At 56.9% G+C, this 15,878-nt stretch carries 14 protein-coding genes and 2 tRNA genes; 8 read left to right on the top strand and 8 right to left on the bottom strand.

Annotated elements, in window-relative coordinates; genetic code table 11:
* Positions 1 to 116 precede the first annotated feature (116 nt).
* Complete coding sequence (locus G583_RS15440; RefSeq protein ID WP_022870975.1) at positions 117 to 2,657, top strand: MMPL family transporter; 2,541 nt, start codon at positions 117 to 119, stop codon at positions 2,655 to 2,657.
* A 20-nt stretch (positions 2,658 to 2,677) separates the two neighbouring features.
* Here G583_RS15440 and G583_RS15435 read toward each other — a convergent pair whose 3' ends face one another.
* Together G583_RS15435 and G583_RS15430 are read right to left on the bottom strand one after the other, a co-directional pair.
* On the bottom strand, positions 2,678 to 3,442 hold the full coding sequence (locus G583_RS15435; protein WP_022870974.1) for an enoyl-CoA hydratase/isomerase family protein: 765 nt from the start codon (positions 3,440 to 3,442) through the stop codon (positions 2,678 to 2,680).
* A gap of 9 nt (positions 3,443 to 3,451) precedes the next feature.
* A complete protein-coding gene (locus G583_RS15430) occupies positions 3,452 to 4,255 on the bottom strand; it encodes a MerR family transcriptional regulator (RefSeq protein WP_169558781.1) in 804 nt (267 codons plus the stop codon).
* A 267-nt stretch (positions 4,256 to 4,522) separates the two neighbouring features.
* On the opposite strand from G583_RS15430, the gene G583_RS0109650 reads away from it, so the two are divergent.
* Positions 4,523 to 4,789, top strand: coding sequence for a GlsB/YeaQ/YmgE family stress response membrane protein (locus tag G583_RS0109650; protein ID WP_022870972.1), 267 nt, complete (start codon positions 4,523 to 4,525; stop codon positions 4,787 to 4,789).
* 175 nt (positions 4,790 to 4,964) lie between these two features.
* Here the strand turns inward: G583_RS0109650 and G583_RS0109640 are convergent.
* Positions 4,965 to 5,037: transfer RNA gene (locus G583_RS0109640), tRNA-His, on the bottom strand.
* A 74-nt stretch (positions 5,038 to 5,111) separates the two neighbouring features.
* Positions 5,112 to 5,795, bottom strand: a complete 684-nt coding sequence (gene orn, locus G583_RS0109635) for an oligoribonuclease (RefSeq protein WP_022870971.1) — start codon at positions 5,793 to 5,795, stop codon at positions 5,112 to 5,114.
* A 103-nt stretch (positions 5,796 to 5,898) separates the two neighbouring features.
* Here orn and mptB (G583_RS15425) point away from each other — a divergent pair, with 103 nt between their 5' ends.
* From mptB (G583_RS15425) to G583_RS0109620, 3 genes are read left to right on the top strand one after another with little or no spacing between them, the layout of a single operon-like run.
* Positions 5,899 to 7,488: a polyprenol phosphomannose-dependent alpha 1,6 mannosyltransferase MptB gene (gene mptB / locus G583_RS15425; RefSeq protein WP_022870970.1), complete on the top strand. Its 1,590-nt coding sequence runs from the start codon at positions 5,899 to 5,901 to the stop codon at positions 7,486 to 7,488.
* On the top strand, positions 7,488 to 9,080 hold the full coding sequence (gene mptB, locus G583_RS15420; RefSeq protein ID WP_022870969.1) for a polyprenol phosphomannose-dependent alpha 1,6 mannosyltransferase MptB: 1,593 nt from the start codon (positions 7,488 to 7,490) through the stop codon (positions 9,078 to 9,080). The genes mptB (G583_RS15425) and mptB (G583_RS15420) overlap by 1 nt, the downstream gene beginning before the upstream one ends.
* A 32-nt stretch (positions 9,081 to 9,112) precedes the next feature.
* Positions 9,113 to 9,793, top strand: a complete 681-nt coding sequence (locus G583_RS0109620; RefSeq protein ID WP_022870968.1) for an SDR family oxidoreductase — start codon at positions 9,113 to 9,115, stop codon at positions 9,791 to 9,793.
* 57 nt (positions 9,794 to 9,850) lie between these two features.
* Here the strand turns inward: G583_RS0109620 and G583_RS0109615 are convergent.
* Positions 9,851 to 9,924 (bottom strand) — tRNA-Arg (locus tag G583_RS0109615).
* Positions 9,925 to 10,083: 159 nt separating this feature from the next.
* Between G583_RS0109615 and G583_RS15415 the strand changes: the two genes are divergently transcribed.
* On the top strand, positions 10,084 to 10,530 hold the full coding sequence (locus G583_RS15415; RefSeq protein WP_022870967.1) for a single-stranded DNA-binding protein: 447 nt from the start codon (positions 10,084 to 10,086) through the stop codon (positions 10,528 to 10,530).
* A gap of 79 nt (positions 10,531 to 10,609) precedes the next feature.
* A complete protein-coding gene (gene ettA / locus G583_RS0109605) occupies positions 10,610 to 12,292 on the top strand; it encodes an energy-dependent translational throttle protein EttA (protein WP_022870966.1) in 1,683 nt (560 codons plus the stop codon).
* Positions 12,293 to 12,372: 80 nt separating this feature from the next.
* Here the strand turns inward: ettA and G583_RS15410 are convergent, their stop codons facing one another.
* Both G583_RS15410 and G583_RS0109595 read right to left on the bottom strand, forming a co-directional pair.
* The gene (locus G583_RS15410) at positions 12,373 to 13,713 is read right to left on the bottom strand and encodes an MFS transporter (protein ID WP_022870965.1); all 1,341 of its coding nucleotides are present in this window, start codon (positions 13,711 to 13,713) and stop codon (positions 12,373 to 12,375) included.
* A gap of 46 nt (positions 13,714 to 13,759) precedes the next feature.
* The gene (locus G583_RS0109595) at positions 13,760 to 14,653 is read right to left on the bottom strand and encodes an acyl-CoA thioesterase (protein WP_022870964.1); all 894 of its coding nucleotides are present in this window, start codon (positions 14,651 to 14,653) and stop codon (positions 13,760 to 13,762) included.
* Between the two features lie 36 nt (positions 14,654 to 14,689).
* Between G583_RS0109595 and G583_RS0109590 the strand changes: the two genes are divergently transcribed.
* Positions 14,690 to 15,427 carry a hypothetical protein gene (locus tag G583_RS0109590; RefSeq protein ID WP_156832089.1) on the top strand — a complete coding sequence of 246 codons (738 nt, stop codon included), beginning with the start codon at positions 14,690 to 14,692 and terminating at the stop codon, positions 15,425 to 15,427.
* Here the strand turns inward: G583_RS0109590 and G583_RS17000 are convergent.
* On the bottom strand, positions 15,424 to 15,774 hold the full coding sequence (locus G583_RS17000) for a globin (protein ID WP_051129702.1): 351 nt from the start codon (positions 15,772 to 15,774) through the stop codon (positions 15,424 to 15,426). The two genes, G583_RS0109590 and G583_RS17000, sit on opposite strands and share 4 nt — an antisense overlap.
* Positions 15,775 to 15,878: the final 104 nt, after the last annotated feature.

Raw genomic sequence — 15,878 nt, 5'->3', positions numbered from 1 at the left:
CTAGTGTGGTCTTGAGCACAATTCCCCAGAAAACCACCATCTCAGTTTTGCGAGACGCAGCGTTCCGTTTATCGTAGGGAGGGTATAAACCCCGCTCTGTGTTCAGGAGTCCATCCATGGCAAAACTGCTCTACCGGCTTGGTATGTTCAGCGCACGTCGCGCTAAAACCGTTATCATCGCCTGGCTTGTAATACTGGGGGTGGCCGCAGGCGCATTCCTGACCTTCGGCGGCCAACTGTCTAACCAGATCAGCATGCCAGACCTGGAGACCACCGAGGTTGCCGATCGGATGACCGAAGAACTCGATGACGGTTCAGGCGGTAGTGCCAACGTCGTCATTCGCACCGAGGACGGTGAAAGCTTCACGAGCGAGCAGCAAGAGGCGATTGGTGAGCTGGGGACCGAGGTTGAATCACACGACATCGTGACCTCAGTGACGGATCCATTTGCAGCCGCCGACGAAGTCGAGACGAACCGTTCGGAGCTGGAATCCGGGCGGGACGATCTTGCCGATGGCATGGAGCAACTGGAGTCTGGCCAAGAAGAATTTGACGCGGCACGACAAGAGCTTGATGCTGGCCAGGATGAGCTTGATGCGGCAGCTGAACAAGCTGAACAATCAGGGATGGCGCAGGCTGTGCAACCGCAGCTGAATGCTCAGCAAGAACAACTGGATGCAGGACGCGCTGAACTCGACGCAGCTCAAGAGGAGCTGGACACCTCACGTGCAGAAATCGAAGATGGACAGGTTGAACTGGATCGTGGTCAAGCAATGCTGGACCTGTCCGAGGGGATGGAAACGGTCTCCGACGATGGCTCCGCAGCCCTGATGGTGGTCAACTTCCCACAGTCAGTCCAGGGCCTTGATATGGATGCAGTCACCGCTGTATCGGAAACACTCCTTGCCGCAGACATCGACGGCGTCGAAGTCTTACCGACACAAGATCTCAGCTTCGAAATGCCCGCCATGTTCTCAATGGCAGAGGTCATCGGGCTCATTGTCGCTGCGGTCGTCCTGTTGGTCATGCTCGGGACCTTCATCGGTGCCGGTCTTCCGCTTGTCAACGCTCTGATCGGTGTGGGGATCGGTGTTGCCGGTGCCATGTCGCTGTCCGGCGTCATCGAGATGATGTCGATTACCCCGATCCTGGGACTCATGCTTGGCCTGGCAGTAGGGATTGATTACTCACTCTTTATTCTGCACCGGCACCGCCAGCAGCTCAAAGGCGGCATGGGGGTTCGAGACTCGATTGCATTGGCGAATGGCACTTCGGGCAACGCCGTCGTCTTTGCCGGAGCCACCGTGGTCATCGCACTGCTGGCGCTCAATGTTACCGGCGTCGGATTCCTGGGCATGATGGGAACGGTTGCGGCATTCTGTGTACTGGTGGCAGCACTCATGGCTGTGACCATGACCCCCGCGCTGCTGTCTGTCACCGGGTATGCGATCTTGTCGAAGAAGGAACGTCGTTCAGCAGGCCGAGCCAAAGCACGCCCGAACCAGCACAACGGTGACAAAATCACCACCGGTTTGGGTACCGGCAAATCAGTACTTGCCACGGTCGGCGCGGTCGTTGCATTGGTGTTTTTGGCACTGCCCGTTGGATCCATGCGACTCGGCCTCCCGGACGCGTCACAGGAGCCAGCCGATTCCACCAGCTACCAGGCCTATCAAGAAACCGAAGCATCATTTGGTGAAGGCATGAACAGTCCACTGTTGGTGCTGGCGGACCTGCCAGACTCCGATCTGTCTCAGGGGGAGGCAACGGATCAGCAAATTGCCGTGGCTGAACAGTTGGCCGAACGTGACGATGTCGAGACCGCCGTCCCAACGGGTATGAACGACGATCACAGCGTGATTGCCTTAGCGATCATTCCAACCGAGGGCCCGGCCGCGGCGTCCACCGAGAATCTGGTCCATGAGTTACGTGCTGGTGGGGTACTGGCAGACACCGACGTCGCCGACGTGGAATTGTCAGTTGCCGGTGCGGCAGCGGCAAGCATTGATATTTCGGATGTGGTCGCGGATGCGCTACCCGTCTATCTTGCGGTCGTGATTGGGTTGTCGCTGTTGCTGATGATCATGGTGTTCCGGTCGCTCTTGCTTCCTCTGGTGGCCACCCTCGGGTTCGTCGGCTCGTTTGCCGCGACCATGGGCATCATTGTCGCTATCTTCCAGTGGGGCTGGTTCGGGGACCTCTTCAGCATCACCGGCACCGGTCCGATCTTGACCTTCCTGCCGATCCTTGTGATGGGAATCCTGTTCGGGCTGGGTATGGACTATCAGCTGTTCACTGCCACCGGCATGCGCGAAGCCTACGCACAGGGTTCAAAACCACAGGTTGCGGTACGAAAAGGTCTAGTTGCCGGCCGTGCCGTTGTGACTGCCGCCGCGCTCATCATGATCTCGGTCTTCGCCGGGTTCATTTTCACCGACGATGTGATGATCACATCCATCGGGTTGGCACTTGCCGTTGGTGTGCTGCTCGACGCGTTCGTCGTCCGGTTGCTGCTGGTGCCCTCGGTACTGCACCTGTTGGGTCCTGCAGCATGGTGGCTTCCCAAGTGGATCGACCGCATTCTACCCAACGTCGACGTCGAAGGCACCGCGCTAGAAGAGGAAATCACCAAGCGCTCACAAGGCGCTGGCATTTAGCCAGGGCCCTGCGGACCCGCCTAGTGCCGCCCCAGGTTCTGGGCGGTGTCCGTGAAGAACCCTAGCGTTTGGGCTGTGAGTTCGGAGTCCAAATGTGAATCTAGCGAGGTGGTGGCAGCGGCGGCCAGTAACCGTTTCGAAGCGGTGACCGCATACGTCTCGAAGCTGCCGATGTGCTCGCCCATGACCTGTGCTGCGGCAACCACGTCGTCTTCAATCGAAGACACTAACCCGATTTCCAGGGCCTTATCGGCGTCGTACTGTTCGGCATTGAGAATCATATGAGTGGCTCGAGTCAGCCCGATGATCCGTGGGAGGAACCACGACAGCCCAAGGTCACCCCCGGAGATGCCGAGTTTAATAAATGGTGCCGAAAAGACGGCTTCGGGAGAAGCCAAACGGATGTCGCAGGCCGCGGCAAACGACATGCCGGCACCCACCGTATGCCCATTGACCGCTGCAATCGTAGGCTGGGGGACACCCGCCAGGGTCCGGATGAAATCGGTTCCATAGCGTAGTGCCTTTGACAGACGCGACGCCGGGTTCGTTTCGTTACTCCACGGCATATCATCAGCGCCGTCGAAACGCTGTTTTAGATCAAGTCCAGCGCTGAAAGCACGTCCTTTACCCGTGACCACAATAACTTTGACCTCTGGGTTATCGGAGAGTTCGCGGATACCAGACTGCCATTCGGTCAGGACCTTGGCGGTCATCGAGTTCATGGCTTCTGGACGATTGAATGTTGCGGTACCAACACCGTAGGCGACAGACAGTTCGATGGACATGGGGCTCCTTCACGTGGGATTGCTGTGTGGCGAGTTAAGATCTGGATGTTGTGTTTGCGAGCGTTCTTGTCGTCGGGACTGCGCTGCTATGGACTCCCGCTGACGTAATGCACCCAGAGCCTGCTCATAGCTTCGGGCCAAAGCGGCGATGGAGACGGGCTTGAACAGTGAGACAAAGCGTTCAACGTCACTATCGGTCATGTTTTGGTCCGACAGTTTCGGCTTGAGCATCCGGGTATACGTTTCTTCGAGGTCTGCCGTGAGACGCTGGCCGGCTGTTTCAATGGCTTTAGTAATCTCAGCTGAGGTAGCAGGCGTCAGGCCGAAATCAATCAGGTCGACCCCGATGGAGAGCAATGCGGTGGCGACGGCATACTGCGGTGGTTTTGCTTCGTCTGGCAGCCGTTGAATGACACCTAGGTGTTCTAACATGGTCAGATCATCGTCGCTGAGTGGACGGTTCGTCCGGGCAGCGAGTTCGGCGCGTGTCATCGTCGTGGGTCGATCAGCTAGCCAAGGCGCCAACATAGTGGAATGCATGGCGATCGAGGTATCGGAGGCATCGACGGGGATGCGGTTCAAATGCTCTTTGATGGCGGCGAGTCCAAAGCCATGGCCCTGCAACTCACGAATAAGTTCCAGCGTGACCAAGTGCTGGGAAGTATAGACAGCCGCACGGCCTTGTTTCCCCGGTGCTGGAAGTAGGCCCTCGGTCGTGTAGAAGCGAATGTTGCGGACAGCTACACCGGACCGTTCAGCTAATTCGGCTAACCCGAACGTGACCTGCTGCTGCGCCTCAAAACGCTCCGACACCGGTGTACCTCCAGACAATGCATGAGCATGCTTATGATGTATCTCACCATGGTAGGTCACAGGGTCAATGCCAGTGTCACTGTGAAGGTTTGACGATAGTCCACCGTGAATTGCTCGTGCGTCGGCCGCCACAGAATTTCATTCGCAAGGGTAGCCTAGAAAATCGTGGGTGAGATGGTGTTTTATGGTGATCACGTCGATAAAATATCAACTAAGCATCAGTGTTCTGATGTGACGCAAAATTTAGTTTAGTTCTAAGGAGGCGTCATGGGATTCATCGGTTGGATTGTTCTCGGCTTGATTGCAGGTGCAATTGCAAAAGCTGTCAAACCTGGAAAGCAAGGCGGAGGCCTGTTAGCCACGTTGCTGCTTGGAGTGCTCGGCGCTGTCCTAGGAGGCTGGCTCGGCTCAGCTATTTTCGGTGTGGGAGTCGACGAGTTCTGGTCGATCTCCACGTGGCTGCTGGCAATTGGCGGTGCGCTGATCCTCTTGGTCATTTGGGGATTGCTGACCCGCAATAAGAGTGCAGCCTAAGCAAGAGCAGAATACTGACTCTCTCCAGTCCTGGGGTTCGCCGGTCTTCCGGTGAGCCTCAGGATTTCTCTTGCTTGTGTGTACGCTCCGCTAGGACTCAGCGAGGCACAGCGTAGAACCTGACAAATACAAAAGATCGGCATGAACATTTTCACATTCATGCCGATCTCATCCGGGTGAGTAACGGGGCTTGAACCCGCGACCTTCTGGACCACAACCAGACGCTCTACCGACTGAGCTATACCCACCATATCGAGCTATATCTCGAAAGTGATTGCCATCAGGCAACGCGTCTCACTATAGCTCAGATTTTTTGTTTTGACTAATCCTGGTCCTGAGCCAAGGTTGGCTCCTTGTACAGCACGAGATTGTCGCGCACTTTGCGCGCGTCTTCGACCTTCGGTCCAGGGGGAATGACCATGATTGCTTCGCGGTAGTAGCGCAGCTCGTTGATGGAATCAGTAATGTCGCCCAGCGCCCGGTGGTTGCCGAGTTTCTCCGGCGATTTCGCATAAGCGTTCGGGTACCAGCGTTTCGCTAATTCTTTGATGGATGACACATCTACTATGCGGTAGTGCAGGTGTGCGGCCAACTCTGGCATCTCAGCAAACAGGAAACGTTGGTCCTGACCAACTGTGTTCCCCGCTAACAGCGCAGTGCGTGGTTTGGGGCAGAACTTCTTCACGTAGTCCAGTAACTGTTTTTCCGCCTCAGCTGCGGCGATCCCGTTGTGCCACTGATCTGAGAGCCCATTGTTGCGGTGCATCTCGACAACTACGGGGTCCATCTGTTCGATAGCTGCTGCAGGTGGTTTGATAATAATGTCGATACCGTCGTCCAAGACATTCAGATCGGCATCGGTAATAATGATGGCGACCTCAACCAGTGCGTCAACACCGGGATAGAGACCGGTCATTTCCGCATCGAGCCAGACCATATTGCGGTCCTGATCGTTTGATGCTGCTGAAGCTGGCTCAAATGGCTGGGGCGTTGTTTCGTTGTTCAAGATATTTCTCCTACCTAAGGTGTCGATATTCAGCCTACCGATGTCCGGTGATACATTTATGCCCAACGTCAATGATATTAAACTGTCCAATTGAAAGTTGTTGATGGCCACTCTGGAAGTTGCCCGACGCGGCACAACACGGCACGCCTGGCCCGCCATAGCGGTCGGGCTGCTGGGCTCGGTGATTCTCACCGTAGGCTCCTGGTCAGTTGGATGGGTCGCACCAAACTCCGGCATTAACTCGGCCCAATGGTTGGCTCCATTTCGCACCACTGAATGGGGCGTAACACTTGGCACGGTGCTGTTGACCGTCGGCGCCTGGGGCATGATCTGGGGCTGGTTACGGCTTGGCCGAGTACTACGTCGCCCAACGCAACAATACCGTGGAAAATACGAATTCGCCCCCGGCGGCATGCGCATCATTAACTGGACGGTTGCCCTGTGGAGTTTGCCACAACTCTTCGCGCTCACGATCTTTTCCCGGGACATGTTGGCGTATCTGAATCAAGGTCGTCAGGTGTTAGCCGGCCAAAATCCGTATGAGTCTGGCATTTCGAATTTGCCGAACTGGTTTCAACTGGGCACGGACACCATGTGGGCTGAAGACGCCACTCCTTACGGACCTATGTTCTTATGGATCGAAGGTGCAGTCGTTGGTACCACCGGTGTAGACCAACCGGATTTGGCGATCTTCCTGTTCCGCCTTGCGTCCCTGGTTGGTGTTGCGCTGATCATGTACTTCGTTCCCAAGCTTGCCCAGATGCAAGGTTGGGACCCGGCCCGTGCTCAATGGATCTCCGCGGCAAACCCCCTGTTTATCATCTCGTTTGTAGCCTCCGGGCATAACGACTCATTGATGGTTGGGTTCATGGTGGCTGCTATCTATGCGGTGTGGCGGGGCCACGGTGTGCTGGCCGTACTCTTGATGAGTGTCTCGATCGGCATGAAGGTTATTTCGATTGTGTTGCTGCCATTTATCGGCCTGTGGTGGGCTGGGAGAAAAGCTTCATGGCCAAAAATCTTCTGGTACTGGTTCATCACGCTCGGCCTAACGGTCGTCATCATGCTCGGGGTCGGTTGGCTCAACGGTTACGGCCTGGACTGGGTTCGGGTCATCGCTGGCACCGGCTCGATCTGGAGCTTCTGGTCACCGGTCGGCGCACTGGGTGAATTGGCACGTGTGGCCGTGGTCGAGCTGGGCCTGGGCGACGGTGAGTCCGTCATGGGCGCCGTGCGTTTGGCCGGGCGACTGCTGTCCGTTGTCATCGTGTTGTTCTTGATGTTCTGGCGGAAAACTGACCACGTTTTAGGTCGAGCCACCTGGGCGTTTGCCGCACTGGTTGTGCTCTCGCCGGTGATCCACCCGTGGTATCTACTCTGGCTCTTGCCGCTGTTTGTGATGCTGGGCATCCGCTCCAACTGGCAACTGCGCTGGGTGATCTTCACCGCGGTGTTCTTCACCGCCTACGGTGCCGGGGACCAACTGTATATCTGGCAGTTCTTAGAAATCGGCGGGCTCATGCAAATGCTGTCCTGGGGGCTGTCCATCGCGCTTGCCGTGTGGGTGCTCTACTTCGACCCCTGGACGTCGCCGATGTTTAAAAACGAATGGCATCTGCGCCAGTCCTGGCAGGCGGCACAACAGACGTACGGACGGTGGAAGACCAAACGCAAAACCTCATCGGAGCCGTGATGACCAAGTCGTTTGTTCCATCACGGATCGACACGGATCCCGGCCACCATATTCGCATCGGCGTGGTCGCTTCCATCATCATCATGGTCGCCTCCTGGGGCGTGGGTTGGCTGCCGCAAGCCCAAAACTCTTGGTTCGCCGGCACGACCATCCTGAACCCGATGCGCGTGTGGACTCCCGGGGTCACGATCAGCGCCGTTGCCCTGGTCATCGGTGGGCTAGTACTGGTCCGTTCCTGGCTGCGACTCGGCCAAGCCCTCCAGCTGCCCTTTACCACCGGCTCCGGAGGGCCCAATGTCGGATCGGTCAAAGAATCCGCACGCAAACACCGGCTCAACGACCACAAACTCTCCATCATCAACCAGGCGATCTGGTGGTGGGTCACACCGCTGGTCTTCGCGTTTCCCATTATGTCCCGGGACGTGTTCTCCTACCTAGCCCAGGGCCGACTGCTCCACTCCGGCCTCGATCCCTACGGCGAGGGGGTTTCCTCGTTGCCCGGGTGGTTCATGATCGGTGCCGACTCCCTGTGGGCACAATCCCCATCACCCTACGGTCCAGCGTTTTTGCTCGTCTCACAGTTCGTCTGGTTCATCACCGATGGCGGTCCCGAATGGGCCATCCTCGTCTTTCGACTGATGTTTCTTAGCGGCATGGGTCTATGTATGTGGGCTGTGCCGCGCCTAGCACGCCGCTTTGGCGCCCGCGGCGACTGGGCACAGTGGATCTTCATCGCCAACCCACTGTTTGCGCTCTACATGATCGCAGGCGCCCACAACGACACCTTGATGCTGGGGCTGCTACTCACCGGGTTGTACTTCATCAACCACGGGTGGCGACCAAACATCCGACGACGTCGCATTGTGTTCGGCTTCGTCCTGCTCGCCGGGTCCATCGCCATCAAACCCCTGACCGTGCTCGTGTTGCCCTTCGCCGGACTGCTCATCATCTGGCGGCCGGGGCGCCGCACGTCGTACCGGGCCCGTTTTGTGGTCTGGGCAAAATCTGTGCTCGTCGTCGGCACCGTGCTGGTCGTCTTTGGAGCCGTTACCGGGTTGTGGTTCGGTTGGATCGAAGCGATGTTCACCTCTGGTGAAGCCGCCTTCCCATATGCACCCTTTGGGCTGATCGGGCTTGGGCTCGGCTGGGTAGCCGATGCACTCTTTGGGACTGGTATCGACCCGATAGCCCAAACCTTTTATTCCATTGGCACCCTGGCCATTGTCGTTGTCACCGCCTGGCTCGCACTGCGGCCTCGGCCAATGCGTCCCGTACTTGCAGCAGCCTTGGCCCTGACCACCGCGGTTCTGGTCGCACCTGTGTTTCAACCCTGGTACGTGTTGTGGCTTTTGCCACTCTTCGCCATCGTTGGCGTGTGGCGCGGCTGGGCATCGTCACTGCTGTATTTACTGGTCACGGTACTCGTGGTGGCGGGGGTCGTCGATCAACTGGCCGTGTCCCAGTGGATTCCGATCCTGCCGCTACGCATTCTTACGGCTGCCGTTGGACTCATAGGAGTGCTGGTGTTGGTGTTCTTTGATCCCTTAACGCGGAGAGCGTTTCCGCAAACCAAGAAGACGGTAGACCCTTAGAGTAGTTAACACATCAATCTGAAGGGAAGCACATGTCAGTAATTACCCTTATTGGCGGCCACGGAAAAGTGGCCCTGCGCACCACACCGCTGTTGCTTAATGCGGGATATTCGGTCGCCTCGGTGATCCGCAATCCAGAACAATCTGCTGAGATCGAGTCGGCCGGTGCAACCCCGGTTGTCGCCGACGTCGAACAGCTCGACACCGACGCCCTCGCCGACCTCTTTGCCGGCAGCGATGCAGTTATCTGGGCCGCGGGTGCAGGCGGTAGCGGACCACGCCACACATGGGGGATCGACCGCGACGCCGCGATCCGTACCATAGATGCCGCACAGCAGGCCGGTGTGGCACGATTCGTCATGGTCTCGTACTTCAACTCGATGCTTGAGGACGGCGAAGTCCCCGGCATCGAACCAGAAGACGACATGTACGCCTACTACAACGCTAAGTCCCAGGCTGACGAGCACCTTCGCAACTCTAAGCTGGACTGGACGATCGTTGGCCCCTCGGCACTGACACTCGATGAGCCGACCGGGCACGTCACCGTTGATAACTCCGGTGCTAACCGTGATGTCGATGTGCCATCCACCTCGCGGGGAAACGTTGCTGCCCTCATCGCAGCCGCACTGGAAGAGCCAGCAGCAATTGGCGCAATGCTGTCATTCCACGACGGCGACACCCCGGTAGCCGAAGCTGTGGCACAGGGAAACTAAGCGTTCTAGAACAAAGAAAAACCGGCACCTGAACTTGTATCAGGTGCCGGTTTTTTGCGCCCCAGGAGGGACTCGAACCCCCGACCTACGGATTAGAAGGCCGTTGCTCTATCCGGCTGAGCTACTGAGGCAACAGGCGATAGTCTACCCAAAATGTTGTCCACACCGCCAAATGGGCACACGCCTTATCCACAATCCTACGACGAGCCGGTCGAATATGGGTCGTCATTGCGTTGACTGAGACCTATTCGAAGCGTATTCGAATACTTCGTCAACGAAAGGATACGACCATGAAAACTCAACTGACTGCTCGAGGCAATGTTGCTACAGCACCCCGCCGCGTCGTGACAGATTCTGGCACGGTGATCGTGGAATTCCGACTCGCCGCGACCGAAAGAATCATGAACCGTCAAACTCAACAATGGGAGGACGGCAATACGTCTTGGTACACGGTGACTGCTTTCCGTCGTCTGGCAGAAAATATCTTCCGCTCGTTCACCTTGGGCGATCCGGTCACCGTTACCGGACGGGTCGCCATCAAACAGTGGGTTTCCAAAGATGAAGCAAAACGTGGGACCACCGCAGAAATCGTTGCCGACACGGCCGGGCATGATCTGATGATGGGATTCACCGATTTCACCCGATACACCAAAGCTCATCAACGTATGGAAGAAACGCACGGCGATGGGCCACTGGTTGATCCTGAATGGGAAGCACCCGAACCAATGACGGCCTGATGTTCGCTGAAAACTGGACGCGTTGCGGCAGCAGGATAAGAATTACGTTCTGCTGCTGCAACCGACTACTGTAGAGGATATGGCCGAATTTATTTATCAAATGATCAAAGCCCGCAAAAAAGTTGGCGATAAGGTCATTCTTGACGACGTAACCATGTCCTTTTTCCCCGGTGCCAAGATCGGTATGGTCGGACCCAACGGTGCTGGTAAATCTACAATCCTCAAAATCATGGCGGGCCTCGATGAGCCTTCCAACGGTGATGCTTGGCTGTCACCCGGTTACTCGGTGGGTATCCTCCTACAGGAACCACCTCTAACCGAAGATAAGACCGTTCTAGAAAACGTCCAGGAAGGTGTTGGTGAGGTCTACCAACAGCTCCAGCGTTTTAACGAGATCTCTGCCGAGATGGCCGAACCAGATGCAGACTTTGATGCCCTGATGGAAGAAATGGGTAAGCTGCAAGAAGCCATCGATAACGCTGAGGGCTGGGACATTGACTCTCAGATCGGTCAGGCTATGGAAGCCCTCCAGCTGCCAGACGGCGATGAGCCAGTAACTCACCTCTCCGGTGGTGAACGCCGTCGCGTTGCGCTTGTGAAACTGCTGTTAGAAAAACCAGACCTGTTGCTGCTCGACGAGCCGACCAACCACCTGGATGCTGAATCAGTAGCCTGGCTGGAAGGTCACCTAGCTTCGTACCCCGGTGCCGTCATCGCGATTACTCACGACCGGTACTTCTTGGACCACGTTGCCGAATGGATTGCTGAAGTCGACCGCGGTCGTCTCTACCCGTATGAAGGTAACTACACGACCTACCTGGAGAAGAAACAGGAACGCCTCGACGTTCAGGGCAAGAAAGACGCGAAACTCAACCGCCGCTTGAAAGACGAACTCGAGTGGATCCGGACCAACGCCAAGGGTCGACAGACCAAGCAGAAGGCGCGTCTGGAACGCTATGAAGAGATGGCCAATGAGGCCGAGAAGACTCGCGTACTAGACTTTGAAGAAATCCAGATCCCACCAGGACCACGTCTGGGTAGCCAGGTCATCGAGGCCGAGAATATTTCTAAAGGCTTTGACGGTCGTACCCTCATCGATAACCTCAGCTTCTCGCTACCACCAAACGGTATCGTCGGTATCGTTGGACCGAACGGTGTGGGTAAAACCACGTTGTTCAAATCGATTGTCGGGTTGGAAGAAGTCGACTCAGGTGACCTGAAAGTCGGCGAATCAGTCAAGATTTCTTATGTTGACCAGAACCGTTCCAACATCGACCCAGAAGAATCGCTGTGGCAAGTGGTCTCTGAAGGCCTGGACTACATCCAAGTCGGCAACGTCGAAATGCCGTCACGTGCATATGTCTCAGCCTTTGGTTTCAAAGGCCCAGATCAGCAGAAGAAAGCCGGTGTCCTCTCGGGTGGTGAGCGCAACCGTCTCAACCTCGCGTTGACCCTGAAAGAGGGCGGCAACCTGCTGCTGCTGGACGAGCCGACTAACGACCTCGACGTTGAAACCCTGACCTCACTGGAAAACGCGCTGCTGGAATTCCCAGGCTGTGCCGTGGTTATCTCGCACGACCGCTGGTTCCTGGACCGCGTTGCCACCCACATCCTTGCGTGGGAAGGCACCGAAGAAAACCCAGCCAACTGGTACTGGTTCGAAGGGAACTTCGAATCCTACGAAGAAAATAAGGTTGAGCGTCTCGGCCCAGACGCTATTCGTGAAGGACGCGCAACACACCGCCGTCTAACACGCAACTAGTCCTCGTCGTTTCAAGATTCTGCCTCGTATCCCATAGCGGATGCGAGGCAGAATGCTTTAACTATGCTCGTGTAGACGGGCTACATTCTCACGTGTTCTTTCGTAGAGGTCTTGGGGTCAGAGACCGGCCACAGCAGGATGAGCCCGGCAATCAAGACGAGAATAATCGCGGGAACCATCATCCTCGACTCGCCGCTGAAACCGACGAATAGGGCAATGAGCGCTGGGGTGAGAAACGACACGGACCGCCCGGTGGTTGCATAGAGTCCATAGATTTCTCCGGCGGTTTCCTGATTAGTGAGCCGTCCGAGGAATGCGCGCGAGGAGGACTGGACCGGGCCGACGAAGAAGCACAAGAATAATCCCCAAATCCAAAACGCGAGTGTGCCGTCTTGGACGAAGACAATGGTCGCAGAAACCAGCAGCCCTAACAGCGACACCACGATAATGCGTTTCGGACCGAATTTATCGTCAAAGAGCCCGCCGAGAAATGCTCCTGCTGCTGCCACGACGTTTGCCCCAATTCCGAAAAATAAGATGTCACCCGGATCCACCCCATAGACGGTCGTCCCCAGTATCGCACCGTATGCAAAGACTGCACCAACACCGTCACGAAAGACCGCAGAGGATACCAAGAACCAGAACGTATTGCGTTCGTGCTTCCACAGATTCGCAATGGTGCCCAAGAGCTGGCGGTAGGATTGCGCGATGCTGACACGGCTTACCCGGGGCTCCTCGGGCTCTGCGGGGTCCTTCCGCCGGCGCATCACGATGACCACCGGCAGAGCAAAAACTAAAAACCACAGTGCCGCAAAGAGCGCAACTACTCGAATGTTCATGGCATCGTCGTCTGTTATCCCAAACCAGTGAGCGTCGCCGCCGATAAATCCGACATACACCAGTAACAGTAAAAAGATACCGCCAAGATAGCCGGCACCCCAGCCCAGACCAGAAATACGCCCGATGGTCGAGGGCGTAGAGATTTTGACCATCATCGCGTTGTATTGCACTTCGGCGAACTCGAAGAACACGTTCCCAGCTGACAGGAGGATGACACCAAGCAGGAGGAACGACTCTTCGGGTTCTACAAAGAAGCACGCGGCGGTTGTGAGGATCACCAGGGCGGTATTGACGCCCAGCCACAATGAGCGACGGCCGTCACGGTCAGCCCGTTGGCCTATCACCGGTGCAGTCAAAGCGATGATGACCCCGGCGACGGCGTTGCCGGCGGCTAACCATGATGTCCCACGATCATCAGCACCGAACGCGTCGGAGGCGAGATACGTGCCGAACACGAAGGTGATCATCACCGCGTTAAACGCAGCTGACCCCCAGTCCCACATCGCCCACGCGGCAACATGTGATCGCTTAACTCGGGGCGCGGGATTTTCGGCGGTGTGATCAGTGATGGTGTCAGACATAGTGGCATCGTACCCATAGTGGTGTGGACCGCCGGTGAACCGGCGGTTACTGATCGAACTGCGGCAGCCGAATCATGCCCTCCTGGGCGACGGTTGCCACCAGATCTCCAGTGATTGTGTAAATTCGGCCCATACCAAGACCCCGAGCGGATTGTGCCGAGGGCGACTCTTGGACAAACAGCAGCCATTCGTCGAGGTTGAATGGGCGGTGGAACCACATGGCGTGGTCCAGCGAGGCGATCGACTTCTTGGGCTCGATCCAGGAGACCCCGTGGTTGCGCAAAATTGACTCCAACAGGGTGTAGTCGGAGACATAGGCGAGCGCTGCACCAGCAACATTGCGTGACACCTCCACCGGTGTGAACGTTTTCATCCACACGATATTGCGGTTGACCTTCTCGGATCCCGGGCGCAAGAAAATGGGCTCGTAGGCGTACCGAATATCAAAGGGACGGTTATATGCCAGATCCTGGGCGGCCGGGTCATCGATCATGCCAACCAGCGAGGAAATCGGTGGGAGATCATCTGGCATGGGGATGCCTTCGGGCATCGGCTCTTGGTGTGCGACGCCGTCTGCCTCCAGCTGGAATGAGCAGGTCAGCGACAGGATGACTTTATTATGCTGAGTCACTTCAACGTGGCGGACCGAGAAGGACCGTCCGTCGCGGTGGTGATCGACCTTGATGTTCAGTGGCACCGAGGCATCACCTGGCCGGATGAAATAGCAGTGCATGGAGTGCAGCAACCGATCCGGCTCAACAGAGTGACTGGCCGCGACCAAAGACTGCGCCATGACCTGCCCACCAAATACCTGTCCACGGGTTTGGGTAGGGGTGAAACCCTTGAACAAGCTCGAGTCCTCATCGGCGTCCACGCGTTCCAGCTGGAGCACGTCGCGCAGAATATCGGTTGGATCATCAGGATAGGAAGTGTTTGCCATAGTTGCCTTTCGGTTGAATCGCCTGGTCATACTCTAGTGCTGTCAGCTCAATTCCCGGCAGCCCTGATGCCCGTGCCGGGCGGCGTAGGCATAATTGGAGACATGGAATATGTCTTGCCGTTTGCCACGCTGAACGCCGTTAAAGATTTGCAAAGCTTTGTGACCCGGGCAAAACCCTTGGATACTACCGGCGTACGATTCCAGGTTGCCGGTGATGTCCTGGCGGTCTCGGTGTCCGTGATGCACCCCGGGGGCCTGGGCGATAAGGTGCCCATGGTGGTGGGCATGCGAACGCTTGCACTAGATTTTAGCGGCGCCGAGCGTTTCAGCATGGACTCGGTGTTTGAAATGGATGCCATTACCGAGAGAACGAACCGGATGATCTCGCAAGACTCGACACAGTTTGTGCTGCCACCCCGAGAAATCAACGTGATGTGGTCGGCGATGAACGCGCCACGTTCCGGTTGGATGGCCAAGGCCGTGGTGGATGACTTCGAGATCCGCAAAATTGCGCGTGACGGTATTAGCCGCGTAGGGGAGATGCTGCCTGAAAACGCCGGTGGCCCGGTGCTGGCAAAGGTCCGTGCAGACGTGTGGGCCGAGACTATTGGCGACCCGGAGCGCGTGGAATTTCCCACGGGCGCCACGTTGGGCGCACACAGCCTCGGGTTTCTTGCGCCGCGGGGTGAAACCACCGTGTCAACGTCGCAAAATTGGATTCGCCTCTCATCGGCCGGGGGACACGTGCTGGTCCGCCCCGCCGTGATGGTCTAAGCCTGATTTTGCATGGCGCGTGCGGCGCGCTGAAAGTAATCCCACATGGTGTCATAGTGCAGCGGTGCTAGGTCCAACGTATCCATGGCATTGCGCATGAACCGCAACCAGGTTTCGCGTGCTTTGGCATCGATGTGGAACGGCATGTGGCGTGCACGCAACCGCGGATGGCCACGTAGTTGGGAGTAATCCGAGGGTCCACCCCAGTACTGGATCAAAAACAGACGCAATCGCTCCTCGGCCGGACCCAGATCATCTTCCGGATACATGGCCTTGAACTCCGGATCGGCTTCGACCTGCTGATAAAACTCATGCACCAATTTTGTGAAGGTCGGCTCCCCGCCCACCTGATCGTAAAACGAGGTCTGCTCGGCCGGGGCATTCGTGCGCTGTGCCTTGACGGCGGCTTCGCGCGTTTGCTGTGCTGAGGCGTTGGGATCTTCGGTTGCAT

It is taken from the genome of Yaniella halotolerans DSM 15476, assembly GCF_000420805.1.
Taxonomy (GTDB): Bacteria; Actinomycetota; Actinomycetes; order Actinomycetales; family Micrococcaceae; genus Yaniella; species Yaniella halotolerans.
Note: the sequence above shows the minus strand (reverse complement) of the source record. Positions and strands in the feature narration are given on the sequence as shown.